The 15,521-nt window shown below is 52.8% G+C and carries 13 protein-coding genes; all 13 read left to right on the top strand.

Features of this window, described 5'->3' with window-relative positions; genetic code table 11:
* Positions 1-65 precede the first annotated feature (65 nt).
* The 13 genes from AC245Y_RS02335 to rffA all read left to right on the top strand — a co-directional run bounded on the left by AC245Y_RS02335 (position 66) and on the right by rffA (position 14,574).
* Positions 66-1,904 carry a hypothetical protein gene (locus tag AC245Y_RS02335; protein WP_017993007.1) on the top strand — a complete coding sequence of 613 codons (1,839 nt, stop codon included), beginning with the start codon at positions 66-68 and terminating at the stop codon, positions 1,902-1,904.
* A gap of 182 nt (positions 1,905-2,086) precedes the next feature.
* Complete coding sequence (locus AC245Y_RS02330) at positions 2,087-4,132, top strand: thiol-disulfide oxidoreductase DCC family protein (protein WP_017993006.1); 2,046 nt, start codon at positions 2,087-2,089, stop codon at positions 4,130-4,132.
* A 605-nt stretch (positions 4,133-4,737) separates the two neighbouring features.
* A complete protein-coding gene (locus AC245Y_RS02325) occupies positions 4,738-5,430 on the top strand; it encodes a WbqC family protein (protein WP_011650551.1) in 693 nt (230 codons plus the stop codon).
* A 488-nt stretch (positions 5,431-5,918) separates the two neighbouring features.
* Positions 5,919-7,016 carry a class I SAM-dependent methyltransferase gene (locus tag AC245Y_RS02320; protein WP_017993004.1) on the top strand — a complete coding sequence of 366 codons (1,098 nt, stop codon included), beginning with the start codon at positions 5,919-5,921 and terminating at the stop codon, positions 7,014-7,016.
* Complete coding sequence (locus tag AC245Y_RS02315; RefSeq protein WP_011650549.1) at positions 7,013-7,834, top strand: phytanoyl-CoA dioxygenase family protein; 822 nt, start codon at positions 7,013-7,015, stop codon at positions 7,832-7,834. Before AC245Y_RS02320 ends, AC245Y_RS02315 begins: the two co-directional genes overlap by 4 nt.
* Positions 7,831-8,778, top strand: coding sequence for a glycosyltransferase family 2 protein (locus AC245Y_RS02310; RefSeq protein ID WP_011650548.1), 948 nt, complete (start codon positions 7,831-7,833; stop codon positions 8,776-8,778). Before AC245Y_RS02315 ends, AC245Y_RS02310 begins: the two co-directional genes overlap by 4 nt.
* 161 nt (positions 8,779-8,939) lie before the next feature.
* Positions 8,940-9,569 (top strand): class I SAM-dependent methyltransferase, encoded by a 630-nt coding sequence (locus tag AC245Y_RS02305; RefSeq protein ID WP_017993003.1) that lies wholly within the window; start codon positions 8,940-8,942, stop codon positions 9,567-9,569.
* A 2-nt stretch (positions 9,570-9,571) separates the two neighbouring features.
* Positions 9,572-10,237, top strand: coding sequence for an acetyltransferase (locus AC245Y_RS02300; RefSeq protein WP_011650546.1), 666 nt, complete (start codon positions 9,572-9,574; stop codon positions 10,235-10,237).
* The gene (locus tag AC245Y_RS02295) at positions 10,234-11,175 is read left to right on the top strand and encodes a glycoside hydrolase family protein (protein WP_017993002.1); all 942 of its coding nucleotides are present in this window, start codon (positions 10,234-10,236) and stop codon (positions 11,173-11,175) included. Before AC245Y_RS02300 ends, AC245Y_RS02295 begins: the two co-directional genes overlap by 4 nt.
* A gap of 7 nt (positions 11,176-11,182) precedes the next feature.
* Positions 11,183-11,572 carry a GtrA family protein gene (locus tag AC245Y_RS02290; RefSeq protein ID WP_011650544.1) on the top strand — a complete coding sequence of 130 codons (390 nt, stop codon included), beginning with the start codon at positions 11,183-11,185 and terminating at the stop codon, positions 11,570-11,572.
* Positions 11,569-12,450 (top strand): class I SAM-dependent methyltransferase, encoded by an 882-nt coding sequence (locus AC245Y_RS02285; RefSeq protein ID WP_011650543.1) that lies wholly within the window; start codon positions 11,569-11,571, stop codon positions 12,448-12,450. Before AC245Y_RS02290 ends, AC245Y_RS02285 begins: the two co-directional genes overlap by 4 nt.
* A 92-nt stretch (positions 12,451-12,542) precedes the next feature.
* Entirely contained in the window at positions 12,543-13,436 is an 894-nt protein-coding gene (rfbA, locus tag AC245Y_RS02280; RefSeq protein WP_017992999.1) for a glucose-1-phosphate thymidylyltransferase RfbA, read from the top strand.
* 22 nt (positions 13,437-13,458) lie between these two features.
* Positions 13,459-14,574, top strand: coding sequence for a dTDP-4-amino-4,6-dideoxygalactose transaminase (rffA, locus tag AC245Y_RS02275; RefSeq protein ID WP_017992998.1), 1,116 nt, complete (start codon positions 13,459-13,461; stop codon positions 14,572-14,574).
* The last annotated feature ends 947 nt before the right edge of the window (positions 14,575-15,521 follow it).

Genomic DNA, 15,521 nt, shown 5'->3' with positions numbered 1-15,521 from the left:
AACCACAACCGTGACAGGGTCGCTTAATCGAAGGCGATCCAGAAATAAGCAGCGAGCAGTCCAATATGGCGCTGAGTGAGAATTATAAAAGCGCCCCTGTCGCAGGCTCCAGTCACGCGATGACTGGCCTGACGCTAGCAGCAACAATGTTGATCCTCGGCTGGGTGCTCAAATATAGCTCCTACGGGATCGAGTTCACCGATGAAGGCTTTCATCTGGTGTCGATATCTAACCCGTTCATCTATGATTTTTCGATCACGCAGTTCGGATTTGTGTATCATCCTCTGTATGTTTTGCTCGGCGGGGACATTGCGGCATTAAGGCAGGCCAACATACTCGTCACATTCGCTTTGGCTGGGGGGCTGGCACATACACTTCTCGTGGCAGTCGCACCCGAATCAAGAGCGAATGATGTCGTCCTGTGCGCTGCCGCGGCTGGACTGGCAACTAGTGTTTTTGCCCTGTTCGACTCGTGGCTTCTAACGCCCAGCTATTATAGCTTGGCACTTCAGTCTTTGCTGGTGACGAGCATCGGTATGCTCATGTTTGAACCAGCATGGAACTGGCGGAGCGTTGCAGGCTCGATGTTGATCGGCGCAGGTGGCTGGCTGGCCTTCATGGCCAAGCCAAGCACTGCAGGCGCACTGGCTGTGGGCACCCTGGTCTACCTGATCGTTTCCAAAAAGTTCCAGCTGCGTCTGCTCTTACTTGCCATCACCAGTGCGGTCGTCCCACTTCTGCTCAGCGCATTCGTAATCGATGGCTCCCTTCGGAAGTTTGTGGAACGGCTACAGCTAGGACTTGAGTTTGGACAATATCTCGGTGGCGGCCACACATTCACCGAACTTTTGCGCATCGATAGTTTCTGGCTGAACGGCAAAGATAAACTACTTACCCAACTCGTATTCCTAGCAACGTTTATTGCCGTCTGGGGTTTCTTGTCGCGACGATCCGTGAGCGTGATTGTATCCTTGATCGCTGCGGTCAGCCTCTTCCTCGTGACGGCGCTCCTCGTATTTGGCCAGATCCCTAAGGTTGCAGAGCTGGGGCAGTTTCAAGGGTTGTCATTTTTCGGCGTCGTCTATGCTGCAGCGCTCGCAGGCCTAGCCTTTGGCAGGCCGAGACCATTCAAGGGCTTATCGGTGGCGCACTGGAGCATCGCGTGTCTCTTTTTGATAACCCCGCATATGTATGCCTTTGGGACAAACGTTAATTATTGGGAAAGTGGGATACAAGCGGGTTTTTTTTGGCTGCTGGCCGGCATTGTACTACTTAGCCCAATTGCTCGTGAACGATCAAATTGGTCGTTTTTGTTACCCCTCGTCCTTGCCGCCCAAGCGGTGACGGCGACCCTCCTTCAGACCGCACTAGAGCAACCGTTTCGCCAACCTCAATCGCTCAAGCTCAACGATTCCCCCATAAACCTTGGGCCTCATCGATCTGAATTGATACTATCGAAGGCGTATGCTTCCTATATTTCGGATGCGGTTATGGCTGCTAAAAACAGCGGTTTCAAACCAGGCGATCCCGTCATCGATCTATCTGGTCAATCTCCAACGCTCCTGTACGCCATGGGCGCCGAAAGCATCGGAGCCGCTTGGATGATTGGCGGCTACACCGGCAGCCTGAAATATGCGACCGCAGTGATGGGCCGTGTGTCGTGTGAAAAACTCGCCGGAGCTTGGGTTCTGGTGGAGGCAACAGGCCCTCGCAGCATTCCGACAGAACTCATGGCCGACATGGGAGCAATGTTTCCGCAAAACTACAAGCATGCGGGAACGTGGAGCACCGCTGATGGTGCGGGCGGTTACATCGCAAGCCGGGTTCAGGAGCTTTATCGGCCGATAAACCCCGCGGACACTCTGAAAGCGTGCAAGGCACTGCGAGATAAGGATGCGGAATGAAGAAAGTTGCGATAGTCCAGTCAAATTACATCCCTTGGAAGTCGTGCCTTGAGCTTCGCTCGATTCTAAAGTAAGCGTTCGCTTGAATAGAGGTCATGGAAGCAGGAGGCGCTAAGCTCCAGGCCGCTGAACGGTACGCCCCTAATGAGACTTAGCGAAGAAATCGAAGGCGACGGTTGGGCATGGTTGATGCGACGGATATATCAGCGGGCGTGGAGTCCCTTTCAAACGTGCGCCGCAGCAAAGGGATCCTCGTAACCAGCCTGATATTCATCATTGCTCTTTCCCTGGTCGCTCTTACCGGAACTTGGGACTGGTTCGCGAATCGCTTTTTCGGCTTTTTCCCGCTGCTGATCGGTTTGTTCGTACTCGGCATCCACCCCGTAGTTAGAGTGAAGGCCGCAGTCGTCCTCAGTGGTCTTGCGGATTGGCTCGCTAGACGCGGGGCCTTCGTATCAAATCCAGAGGAGGAAGCACCGAAATTCGCGCTGATCCGAATAGTATTTGGGCTCTTCATGATCGAGCGCGCCTTCTGGGTGATCTCCTATCTTGAGCCTTCGGATTGGGGGCAGCCATCGATTTGGTTGACTGCCATGATGGGATTGCTCTGCGGCGTCTTGGTGACAGCGGGTCTGCTGACGCAGTACACTCTCGTGTATCTGATCGTTTTTCAGTGGCAGATGGGAGACATACTACTCCGCACATCCACATTGGGAAACTGGATCGCAGCGATGCTTTCAGTGCTTCTGATTTTCGCAAACGCCGGAGCGAATTTTTCGCTGGACCGGCTGCTTATGAAAAGAGGCACGTTCGCGTGCAAAGTCATCTCAGCGTTCTACTATGACAACGGTTTGCCAAGTGAATCCGGGCTGCAGCTCGCAAAGTTGATGACGCTCGCCTGTTACTGGTGCGTGTGCCTGTACTCGCTTTCGATCCATTTGGCCGAGCCTGCCTGGATGTCAGGTTCGGCTGGCCCACTGCTGCTCACCAATAACTTCATGTCCAGATATTCGAGTGAGTTTAGCTGGCTGCTTTCGCAAGGCCCGATCCCGGTTTTCCTGGCGCGCGTATCACTCTGGGCGATGTTGCCGTGGTATCTTCTGCTGCTTCCGTTTGTGCTTCTCGGCGGAGTGTTTCGCAAATATGTAATCATATGGGGCTTGCTGTTCTTCGGGCTGAGCCTATTCATCCTCCAGCTCGGGTGGCTAGCCCAATTCGAGTTCCTGTTCTTGGCCGCCTTGTTTTGGACCAAGACATTCATCAGTGGCGCAAACAGGCTGCAGGTGGCGTACGATGACCGCTGCAATCTGTGCGATAGAACGGTGACGTTCGTAAAGGCCGTCGATCTCTTCAGGCGAGTCCACCTTAAGCCGTTGTCCAAGAACATTCCTTGGCTTATCGAAGTCGGCATCGATCCAGATGATGCACGAAAGGACCTTTACGCTGTCGACGTCAGCAGCGGGAATGCCGTCAAGGGTTACGAGTTCTATGTGCTTTTATCGAAGCACGTGTTCCTTTTGCTGCCGCTTCATCCGTTGCTCATAGTCGGTCGATATTTGGGCGGACCGGCAGTGTACAGGTTCGTTGCCGAGCGTCGGACGAGGATGTTCGGCGTCTGTCAAATCCCTACGCCAAAGCCAGAGTATACGCTGTTGCCAACGGGCCAGATGGTCCACAAGGACATCGTCCCGGGTGATCCGATCTCCACCGTCTTTTGTCATGTAATGATTTTGCTGGCATGCTTTGCTATCTCGCTTCCTCTGCCGTACCTGGTGAAGAATCCTCCGACGGTCCTGCGGAAAATCCAGAGATCCGTTGCGGCGCCGACGAACGCAGCTGGTATCTACGGGGTCGGTCCAATTGACGTGTTTAATTCTACCGATCTTCGGATGGCTGAGAACTGGTTTACCCTCAGCAAGAAGACCAAGGACGGCTTCGAACAGCTTCTTCCAATATTCTCCGAGGACGGGAAACGTCTAGCTGCTCACAGATCGGACCGGGTCTATTTTGGGAACACTGTGGCGTTCAGGCGCGGCGTAATCGGGAAGGAGGGCTGCCAATTTGAAGCGTTTCGCCAGCAGGTCAGCTACCTTGGCGAAAACGAACATTCAAACGGTGAGACCCTCATTTATCGTCAGTACGTGGAGCCGCTACCCAGCGTGGATTTGCTGCTGCGGGGCCAATATATGGCGAGCGAGAGACGACTGGTTTGCGAAGTGACATTTTAGCGGAACTGTCAACGTTTGAGGGGCGGCTGTCCATATACAATCATCTTTCATCAGGACTGGGGAGGCGAGTTCGCTAATCCTGAACCGTTTTTGCTGCGATGACCAAAAGGACTTTATCTGCTCCGGCTTCTTGTTAAAACCCTCGTGGTCAAGAGGATTATCGTCCTTCGTCGGCGGCTCCTGCGAACCGTCGAGCTGCTGTCCTGTGACGAGACTGGTTCAGTTCAACCCAGAGCTCCTTCGGAGCACGCCGCCGTATCGGCCTCCTATCATCGCGGGGCTCATCAAGACGCGAACCATACCATCTGATTGTTCCGAGACTCTGGTCAGCCCATGGACGATCAGCAGGCGCTGCCAATCTTCTTGAACTTTCACCACATACTATGACCAGACACGGCGAACCCACTGAAAGGCGCTGATGACTTCTTTCAGCCTCTCATTCCAGGATGCCCCGATCCGGCGTGTTGACGATCTCCCAACAAACAATGATGTGCAGCCGCAGGCGCAGGCGGCTATGATGCCAGCCGCACTCAAGAGCTTTACAAACCGACGGCAGCGAGTGAGGCTTTGAACGCCTGCCGAGCCATTCGAGCGAAGGAAATGAAGTGAAGAAGGTGGCTATCGTCCAGTCAAACTATATCCCGTGGAAGGGTTATTTCGATATGATCGCTGCCGTGGATGAGTTTATCCTCTACGACGACATGCAATATACGCGACGTGATTGGCGCAATCGCAATCAGATCAAGACGCCTCAGGGGATTCAATGGCTCACAGTCCCCGTTCAGGTAAAGGGAAAGTACCACCAGAAAATCCGAGAAACTGAGATAGAAGGCACCGAATGGGCGAGCGCCCATTGGAAGAGCCTGATCCAGAACTATCGTCGTGCTGCACACTTTGAGGAAATCGCTGTGTGGCTGGAGCCCCTTTACCTGAATGAACCGCCAAGTCACCTTTCGCCGCTCAATCGCCGATTCATTGCAGCAATCTGCAATTATCTCTCAATCGAAACTGTAATTTCCCATTCATGGGACTACACGTTAGTGGAAGGAAAGACAGAGCGTCTGGCTGCGCTTTGTGCTCAAGCGGGTGGCACAGAGTACGTATCTGGCCCCGCGGCAAAAGACTATGTAGATGAAGAAGTCTTTAAAGAACGAGGAATTAGGCTTACCTGGTTCGACTATGCCGGCTATCCTAAATACCCCCAGCTCTGGGGTGAATTCGTTCATGGAGTGACGATCCTCGATCTTCTCTTTAATTGTGGTAGGGACTCGCGAAATCACATGAGATACCTGAAATGAAACTTTTACAGCGCCAAATTTCTGGTCCGCTAGTGAATTGCGCTTGTGAGAGTGGCGGAAATGATTGGGCACCGCTGGAGGTGTTTCGGTGTTTCGACACTCTTGCCAACTCCCGGGAACAAGGAACGAAGGGTGGATGATCGGCGCTCTCTCTGAAGCCCGGGGGTTGCAATGTAAATAGCGTGGGGCAGTTTTGATCCTTGGGAGAGGCATCATGAGTTGACTAACACTTGAACCTTTGGCGTGGGTCTCCGGTGCCGCACCACCCTTTGGAGCATTGGTGCGCGTGTGCAGAAAGAAGAAAGCGTACCGGATACTGGCGCCAATTCGCCACATTTTTAAGGCTTGCGCGTGGTAACAAAATTGCGTTATTGCGGTCCGCTAGCAAGCAATGCGGGGGACTTCGCTTGACGGAACATATTTCTACGTGTCCCGCATGTGGATCAGCAGATTGTAGAAATCTACCTATTCCGCATGCAGCCCGCTCGATGGTTAGCGACGGCAAGGTGGTATCGAATCCTCTTAAGCGCTGTTCTTGTAACAACTGCGGCCATGGCTTCCACACCCAGAATTTTTCAGAAGAGCAAATAAAAGAGATTTATAGCGCCGACTACTCGATCGGCCTGCGAGACGCGGTGGCGGAGGCTGCGCGCTCGGCCGAATATAGCCGACAGATAGAAGCTTTCTTGACGCATCATCTGGGGAATGAAGCCAATTTTTCCAAGATCATAGAGTTTGGATGCGGCAGCGGTACGTTGCTCGGTCATCTGACCAATAGGCTTGGCGCTCAAATTTCAACCGGAGTGGAGCCTAGTTCCCGGATAGCCGCGAATGCGCGTTCAAACGTGGGAGGTCGAATTTCCATCCACGAGGGTTTTGCTGAGCAGTTCGAGGCCTCCCGCCCCGGCTACAATCTTTGCCTGTCCGTTAACGTGATCGAGCACACACGTAATCCCCTCGGTTTTCTGCAAGCATGCCGACGCGTCATTGATAAAACAGGGAATATTGTCGTCATTTGTCCGGATGGAGAAATCGTGGGGTCGGAGTTGCTCTTTTACGATCATATATCCAACTTTACGTCCGCATCCTTGGCAATGATTGTAGCGGGTGCAAACCTGCGGATGGTTGCGAACTCCCCCTTAACGGGCAGCCTGCAGGGATTTAGGATTTACCTGTTGCAGTTCGGCGACGCTGACCTCGACAATCAGACCCGCGGCTTCGCCTTTCTTTCTCAGGAGCGCGCAGAGTATGTGAACACCTGGAGCAAGATACGAGACGCGACCAACCGGGTGCTTAAGGGCCGGAAGTATGGCATCTTCGGCACGGGTGAGTATTCGGATCTTCTTCACGCCTATAGCCCGTCCGTGATCGAAAACGCAGAGTTTTTTGTTAGGGATCAACCGGTAGAGGCGGATTTCTATGGTAAACCTGTTGTATCGGTCAAAGACTTCTTGAGCTTTCCAAGAATGCCCCTGATCGCGGCTGTGCATGAGCGAAGCTGGTCGCTTATCCGAGATCGTTTTGGATCGGAGGATGTTCCGATCTTTCATTCTCTTGAAATTGCAAGGCAGGATGCCATCCTATGACGGAAATTTCTCGCTACGGCGTTATTGCGACAACCGAAGCAAACGACATTTACGACATCCTCGCGGAGGAGGTCAGGCTACTGGGATACACTACGCTAGATTCCGGATTGGCCGGGGCTCAGCTCGATGAACTCTCGCAGTTTTTCAATAGAGCGGAGTTAGAATACGATACCGAGGCAACAGACCGAGGTTATGATCTTAGCAAGATTAATGAGCGTGATACGATTCGCCTCCTTCCGATGCTGTGCCCCAATTTCTGGGAGGTCGTTTTCAATGGGCCACTTCATGCGTTATTGTCGCGGCTCCTCGGCGGTTACTTCATCCTGAACCAGGTGAACGGCCTGATAAACCGCGGCCACCAAAGCAAATACCACCAAGCCCAGTATCACAGAGATCTTCCGTATCAGCATTTCACTAGCTCTCGGCCGCTCGCTATCAATGCACTCTTTGCACTAGACGACTTCACTATCGAAAATGGCTCCACGCGCGTGATCCCTGGAACCCATCATCGTGAAGCGTTTCCACCTGACGAAGTTGTTCGGCGTTTGGAGACCCACGTCACCGTCAAACGGGGGACGTTCATTGTCTTGGACTGCATGGTTTACCACGCCGGCGGCACCAATAAGACCGATAAAAATCGTCGCGCCATCAATCACGTCTTCACGATTCCCATGCTGCGTCAGCAGTTCCATATTCCTTCTGTGCTAGGTGAAGCTCCAGATTTTACAGACCAGCAAAAGAAAATACTGGGCTATGGCCTGGAAGAATTTCGTTCAGTTGGCGACTGGTTCAAGTCTCGGTTGCCGAAAGTCAAATGAGTTCCATGACACGCAAGTTATCCATTGTTACAACCCTATACAGGTCAATGGACACAATCGATGAGTTCATCCAACGTGCCTTGGCCGCGGGAGAGGCGGTGTCGGATGATATTGAAATCGTGATTGTCGATGATGGCAGTCCGGACGGTTCGGTGAACATCGTGCGAAATTGGGTTGAGCGCGACGCTCGGATCTCGCTATTATGCTTGAGCAGAAATTTCGGGCATCATAAAGCGATGCTCGCGGGTTTGGAGCATGCTCAAGGCGACCTAATATTCCTGATTGACAGCGATCTCGAGGAGCCTCCCGAGTTGCTTTCGGAAATGGCGCAGGTTTTGCGGGGAAAAGCTGTTGATTGTCTCTACGGGCTGCAGGAACGTCGGAAAGGCGGCCGGATGGAGCGGATATCGGGGCACCTTTTTTATTGGCTTTTCTCCGCGTTAAGCGAGGTACGCATACCCCAGAACGTATCAACGATGCGATTGATGACCCGTCGCTATGTATCCGCTCTACTTAAATTTCGCGACAAAAACCCAGTCTTCGTTCCACTAAGCATTCTTGTTGGCTATCCCCAGGCGTCGTTCCCTTTTGTCAAAGCCAGCTCCTCGGATACGACCTACTCGCTAGGAAGGCGGATTGCTCTGACTGCCCTTGCTATCACGACGTTTTCGGCCAAGCCATTGATATTAATGCTGTGCTTTAGCTTGATGATGGCTTTCTTAGGTATCGTCTACGGCGGGTTTGTTGTGGTGCGCGCGCTGACCGGACCGGTCCAAGACGGATGGGCGTCACTCATGGCCGTCGTGGTCTTTTTCTTCAGCTTGAATGCTGTTTTTACCGGGCTGATGGGCCTTTATGTCAAACAGATCCTGGAGGAGGTGAAGGATAGACCCCGCTCAATCATTCAAGATATCTATTCTAAAAGGAATTCCTCAGAGAGTTAGCCGATCTATTCCGAAAAATACTCACGCGCTTTACAAAAGTTGGAGGGGCCTTTCCAACGTCGTCAGCCGTGCGGTATATGCTGTCGCGGGTGTTGGAGTAGATATTGCTGGAATGGCTACGCCGCTAAAACATCAGCGCCCTTACACGTGGTGGGACATTCATGGTTGAATCGAGTGATGACATCCTGAAGGATGTGGCGAACTATTATTCGGGACGAATCGCTGAACATGGCCAAACTGCAGCAGGTGTTGACTGGAACAGCCAAGCTGGCCAAATCATGCGCTTCAATCAACTTCTCAAGGTGGTTGATTCTTCGCAACCATATTCTATCGCCGATATAGGATGCGGATATGGGGCGTTGCTTGACCACCTCTCGCAGTTGGGACACGCCACTCGGTATATAGGTGTCGACATTGCTCTGCCGATGATTGAAGCCGCCCGTTCGCGTATCGCCGCGTCGCCGGACGTGACTTTTAGGTTGGCTAACTCGCCAGGTGAGATCGTCGATTATTCCGTAGCGTCGGGAATTTTCAATGTGCGGCTTGGTCGGACGGACGAGGAGTGGCTTGCGTATCTGGTGGAAACACTGGACATGATGAACATATCCAGTCGGACAGGTTTTTCTTTCAATTGTCTAACATCCTATTCTGATGCAGACCGGATGCGGGGTGATCTTTTCTACGCCAACCCGCTGGACTTATTCGATCTTTGCAAACGGCGCTATTCACGGCGGGTAGCTTTGTTGCATGACTATGAGCTATACGAGTTTACGATGATCGTGAGGAAGTAGCTATGACGCGGAAGCTCATCATTTTTGGGGCCGGCGATATCGCCCAACTCGCGCATTACTATTTCCAAAATGACAGCGATTATGATGTGGTCGCGTTCACTGTGGACGAAGCCTATTTAACTAATCGAGAGTTTTGTGGCCTGCCGGTCGTTGCCTTCGAAAACGTCGCTGATCTCTATCCACCGGCCGACCATGCCCTTTTCGTCGCACTCAGCTACTCCAAGCTGAACCAAATCCGCAAGGAGAAATTCGAGGCCGGGCTGGCTCTCGGTTACGATCTTGCAAGCTATATCAGTTCTAGCGCAACAGTCCTCAACGGGCATTCCTTCGGGCGTAATTGTTTTATTCTTGAAGACAATACGATCCAACCATTTTCGCATATCGGCGATAATGTCACGTTGTGGAGCGGTAACCACATAGGTCATCATTCGGATATCGGAAGTCACACGTTCATATCCTCCCATGTTGTGGTGTCCGGTGGTGTCAGGATCGGCGAGCAATGTTTCATAGGGGTCAATGCCACGCTTCGTGATCACGTTAGTATCGGGGCAAAGTGCGTTATCGGTGCCGCAGCACTCATACTGTCCGATGCCGAGGCTGATGGAGTTTACGTAGCTAGCGCCTCTGAACGCTCGCGTGTTCCCAGCTCAAAACTGCGCAAGATATGACCGGCACATGGGTTAAAACCGACCTGCTCTTCAAACCGTCCGGTTTGCACCCGAAGCTGAGGAGTCACGCTGCCAACCCGCTCGCACTCCACCTTGAAGGTGACACATACAGGGTGTTTTTTAGCGGGCGCGACAGCGAGAATCGTTCCTCTGTGGGCGCCGTTGATATTAATCTCTTGACGCGAGAAGTCGTTCACGAACACAAGCAGCCCTTTCTGGTACACGGTGCTGGCGGCAGTTTCTTTGAAGCGGGTATCAGCATCGGTAACTGCTATTATGCGGGAGTGCAGCGCTATATGCTATTCATGGGATGGCAGAGGCCTCCGGGAGGGCACTGGCGTGGCGATATAGGCCGTATAAAGGTTCGACCCGATCTGACGCTTGAGCTGGACGCCGACGTAGCGTTCATGGCTTCGGATGAGGAAGATTCAGTCAGTCTTTCCTATCCATGGGTTGAAAAGACGGATAGTGAAACGTTCAGGATGTGGTATGGGTCCACCGTAACCTGGGACGCGGGCAACGGTGAAATGCTCCATGTTATCAAGTCCGCAAGTTCAAGGGATGGCCATATATGGCACAAGGAAGGTGTGGCAATTCCCTATGAAATTGGTAGGGCGCAAGCCTTCTCCAGGCCCACGGTTCTCATTGATGCGGCGTGTGGTTACCGGATGTGGTTTTCTTATCGCAGCGGTCAGGGCGAAGCCTATCGGATCGGGTATTCTGAAAGCCGGGACGGAATCGCGTGGATCTTGAAATTGGACCAGGTGGGTATAGACGTTTCCGAAAACGGCTGGGATAGCGCGATGATCGAGTACCCTTACGTGTTTCGGCACGAGGACAATACCTATATGCTATACAATGGCGATGGCTACGGTAAAACGGGTTTTGGCTTGGCTGTTCTGGACGACAATAAGGTGGAGAGATCTGATTCTGTCTAGAAATAGTATGTTGCAGCTGGCCCGTTTTGGATTTATCGGCTTATTGACCAACGGCTTCGGATATATCCTTTACCTCATTGTCACCTTTTCTGGGGTTCCGCCAAAGTTGGCGATGACTATACTTTATTTGGTCGGAGTTTTGATGAGCTTTGCCGCCAATCGGCGCTGGGTTTTTATTCAGGCTGCGGAGCAGCAGGGGGCCCTAGTCCGATATGGAATCATCTATGGCATTGGTTACGCGCTGAACTACAGCATCCTCTACGTGTTTGTGGATAGGCTCCATTATGCGCACTTCTATGTGCAAGCATTTGGTATAGTTGCTGTGGCCGCATTCGTATATCTGGCGTCCAACATTTATGCCTTCCCGTCCACTAGCAAGAGAAAACAAAACCCGTGAGCTCCCGTTGTTTGGGTTGTGGAACTAAATTCGACAGCGAAGCCGGCAGGCCTCGTTGCCCCGCTTGCCGCTGGGAGCCTGAAGAAATAGGCGGAATAGCAGCTTACGCTCCACAGTTTGCTAACCAAGGAGGTGGATTTGAGGCTTCCTATTTCAAAGTTCTGTCGGAATTAGAGGCCACAAATTTCTGGTTCCGGTCCCGAAACGATCTTATCCTATGGGCTTTACGCAAGTACCATCCCAAATTCCGCTCTTTTCTGGAAATTGGCTGTGGAACGGGTTTTGTTCTTTCCGGCGTCACCGGAAAATATCCTGAAGCTGAGATTTTCGGAAGCGAGATATTTATCGAGGGTCTGCGATTCGCTTCTCAGAGATTGCCTAATGCACGGCTCATGCAAATGGATGCCCGGGCAATTCCATTCGCGGAGGAATTTGAAGCCATCGGCGCATTTGATGTTCTTGAGCACATCGAGGAAGATGAAACCGTCCTGCAGCAAATGCACGCCGCGCTGAAGCCTAAAGGTACGCTGCTGGTGACTGTTCCGCAACATCCATGGCTGTGGAGTCCCCTTGACGATTACGCTCACCATTGCCGTCGGTACACGGCCAACGAATTGAGCAGGAAAGTTACTGCCGCGGGCTTCACCATCCTTCGCAACACCTCCTTCGTCTCGTTCCTGCTGCCGGCGATGCTAGCTTCGCGTTTGCTAAGCCGAAATAAATCGGTTGACGAGATCGACGTTCGAACCGAGATGCAACTTCCAAGCCTGCTCAATAACGCTTTCAGATGGATATTGCGTGCGGAAAGCGCTCTCATCGGAACTGGTTTCGATTTCCCTTTGGGTGGTTCGCGACTGCTCGTCGCCAGAAAGATGTGAGGCTGATGTTGTCCCTTTTCATTTTGTCGAGTGGAAGGGCATTCATCTAACGGACACCGATCGCGGCGACGATATCGTGTGGGGAGACATGAATGAAAGCGATTGTTCTTGCTGGCGGCGCGGGGTCGCGACTGTATCCTCTGACGCAAGTCTCCAGTAAGCAGCTCCAGGCTGTTTTCGACAAACCTATGATCTATTACCCTCTGACCGTTCTGATTGCGTCAGGGGTCAGAGAATTCTGCCTCATTGCGACGCCGCATGACTTGCCTCGGTATCAGAATTTGCTTGGGGATGGCAATCAATGGGGAGTGGCAATCCAGTATCGCGAGCAGCCGAGACCCGAAGGGATTGCACAGGCATTTTTGATTGCGGCGGATTTTGTTGGCTCCGATGACGTGATCCTGATGCTGGGCGACAATATCTTTTCCGGTGGGGACGATTTCCCCCGGGCAGTCTCCAGCTTTACGGGTGGCGCAACAATTTTCGCTTACCATGTCAAGGACCCAGAGCGCTATGGCGTGGTGGAGTTCGACCGGAAAGGAAAGGCAATCTCCATTGAAGAAAAGCCCCAGCACCCCAAAAGCAACTACGCCGTGCCTGGGGTGTATGTCTACGACAACAGCGTGTTGGGCATTGCAAAGGCAGTGAAGCCGTCCATCCGGGGGGAACTGGAAATCACGGACATCAATCTGGAATACCTGAGGCTGGGCAAGCTGCAGGTGCGGCGCTTGAGCCGCGGCTTTGCCTGGCTTGACGCCGGTACCAGTACTGCGCTGCACGAGGCGTCTAGCTATATCGAAGCGATCGAACGAAGACAGGGCGTAAAAATTGGTTGCCCGGAAGAGGCTGCCCTCGTAAGAGGCTTCCTCAGTATTGAGCAATTCGAAGGCCTGATAACTCGCATGCCAAAATGCGAATACAGCGAATACCTGCACAGTGTCTCCGAGGAATGGCACAGACTTCAAGGGGGAAGCAGTGAGCAATAAAATAGAATTCAACCGTCCTTTCATGACAGGGAAGGAACTCTATTACATTGCTGAAGCAAAGTTTGGAAACATGCTTGCCGGAGACGGCCCATTTACCAAAAGATGTCATGAGTGGCTTGAGCAAACAAGCGGCTGCAACAAGTCGCTACTAACTCACTCATGCACTGCGGCGCTCGAAATGGCGGCTCTGCTTCTCGACATTCAGCCGGGTGACGAGATCATAATGCCATCATACACTTTCGTCTCGACTGCAAACGCCTTCGTCCTGCGCGGCGGAGTCCCGGTATTCGTCGACATCCGTGAAGACACTCTGAATCTAGATGAAAGCTTGATTGAAGCGGCGATCACCCCGCGCACTCGCGCTATAGTCCCAGTTCACTACGCGGGCGTTGCATGCGAAATGGACACCATTATGCGCATCGCCAGACAACACGGTCTCAAGGTCGTAGAGGACGCGGCACAGGGCGTGATGGCCGCATATAAGGGGCGCCCGATCGGCAGCATCGGCGATCTCGCGGCATACAGTTTTCACGAGACCAAGAATGTCATTTCTGGCGAAGGCGGAGCGCTATTGGTCAATGATCCTGCGCTGGCTCTGCGGGCCGAAGTCATCCGTGAAAAAGGCACTGATCGCAGTCGTTTCTTCCGGGGTGAAGTTGACAAGTACACTTGGCAGGAAGTGGGCTCGTCCTTCCTGCCGGGGGAGTTGATCGCGGCCTTCTTGTGGGCGCAACTCGAAGAGTCAGAGCGCATTACAAAAGACCGTCTGGCGATCTGGCATTATTATCACGCGATCCTTGAGCCGCTCGAAACGGAGGGGCTGCTCCGTCGCCCTATCGTGCCTGATGATTGCCAGCATAATGCCCACATGTACTATGTACTGCTGCCGGAAGAGAGAGACCGTCAAAAGGTACTAGGTGAGCTGAAAAGCAACGGCATTTCGTCAGTCTTCCATTACGTCCCTCTTCATTCCTCGCCCGCAGGAAGACGATATGCGCGGATGTCAGGCGAGTTGCCGGTAACGACTTCGCAGTCAGAGCGTCTGATACGCTTGCCCTTGTGGGTAGGCCTGACGTTCGAGCAGCAGAACCGCGTTGCGGCAGTTCTGGCTGACGCGCTGGAAGGATGGGCGGCGTAGTTTGTCATCCGCGCCTAACCTCAGCCCAAAATTCCGCGAACGAGCGGCTGTTCCTTATAGAGGCTGGATACGCAAGCTGCCATCCGCTGAATTTCCAAGGTTGTTGTGCCGAGGCTCTAATCGTCGCCGGATGAAAAGTTCAGTGGCAGGTCAGAGGCGATCGAATTCTAGCCATAGCCGAGGAACTTTCAGCTCCCACACTCATTGGTGATTGGATCGGCATGCCCGCCAGCGATGATTATTCTATCGCCCACAACATAAATCGATTGTTCATGTCTTGGTCGCCAGCTGTCAGATAAACGCAATCGCGTCCAATCAATGCCATCGTCCGTGAACCAAATTCCGCCGACGTTAAGGGCTTCTTTACTCCAGCCACCAATCACCCACATGCGATCTCGATATTCTGCGCCCGAGAACCAGATCCGTCCGCTCCACGGTGCGTTGGAAACTTTTTTCTAATTGATACCATCTTCAGAGTTCCAGACGTCGTTCAAGGCAATGTAGTCTGGGTGATATGACCCGCCGCCAAGAACCCATAGTTTTCCGTGATAAGCGACGGCCGTGTGATATGCACGCGGCTGCCATGCCGCGTGTTCTGTCACCTTGGTCCAATTGATGCCATCGCTGGAGCTCCACACGTCGTTCTTAAGTGTCTGCTTGCCATCAACCCACTCAAGCCCCCCGAGAATCCACAGCTTACCATTTAGCATCACAATCGGCGTGGCTGTTCTTGGGCTCCAGGAAGCCGCTACTTGGACCTTGTTCCAGCGAATTCCGTCATCGGAGTTCCACACGGCATTGGTGGCAGGATGCTCCGGGTCCGAAAGTGTGGTCCACCGAGTACCCACATTCGGTCCTTTTGAACACGATCGTCATCGGCAGGTCGGTATAATGGAAAGGTAGCTCCGACTGGACTAGATCCCACTTGATGCCATCCGTCGAGTTCC

This window comes from Rhizobium sp. SRDI943, assembly GCF_057653695.1.
The sequence above is the reverse complement of the archived record's forward strand: the minus strand, read 5'-3'. Positions and strand labels throughout refer to the sequence as shown.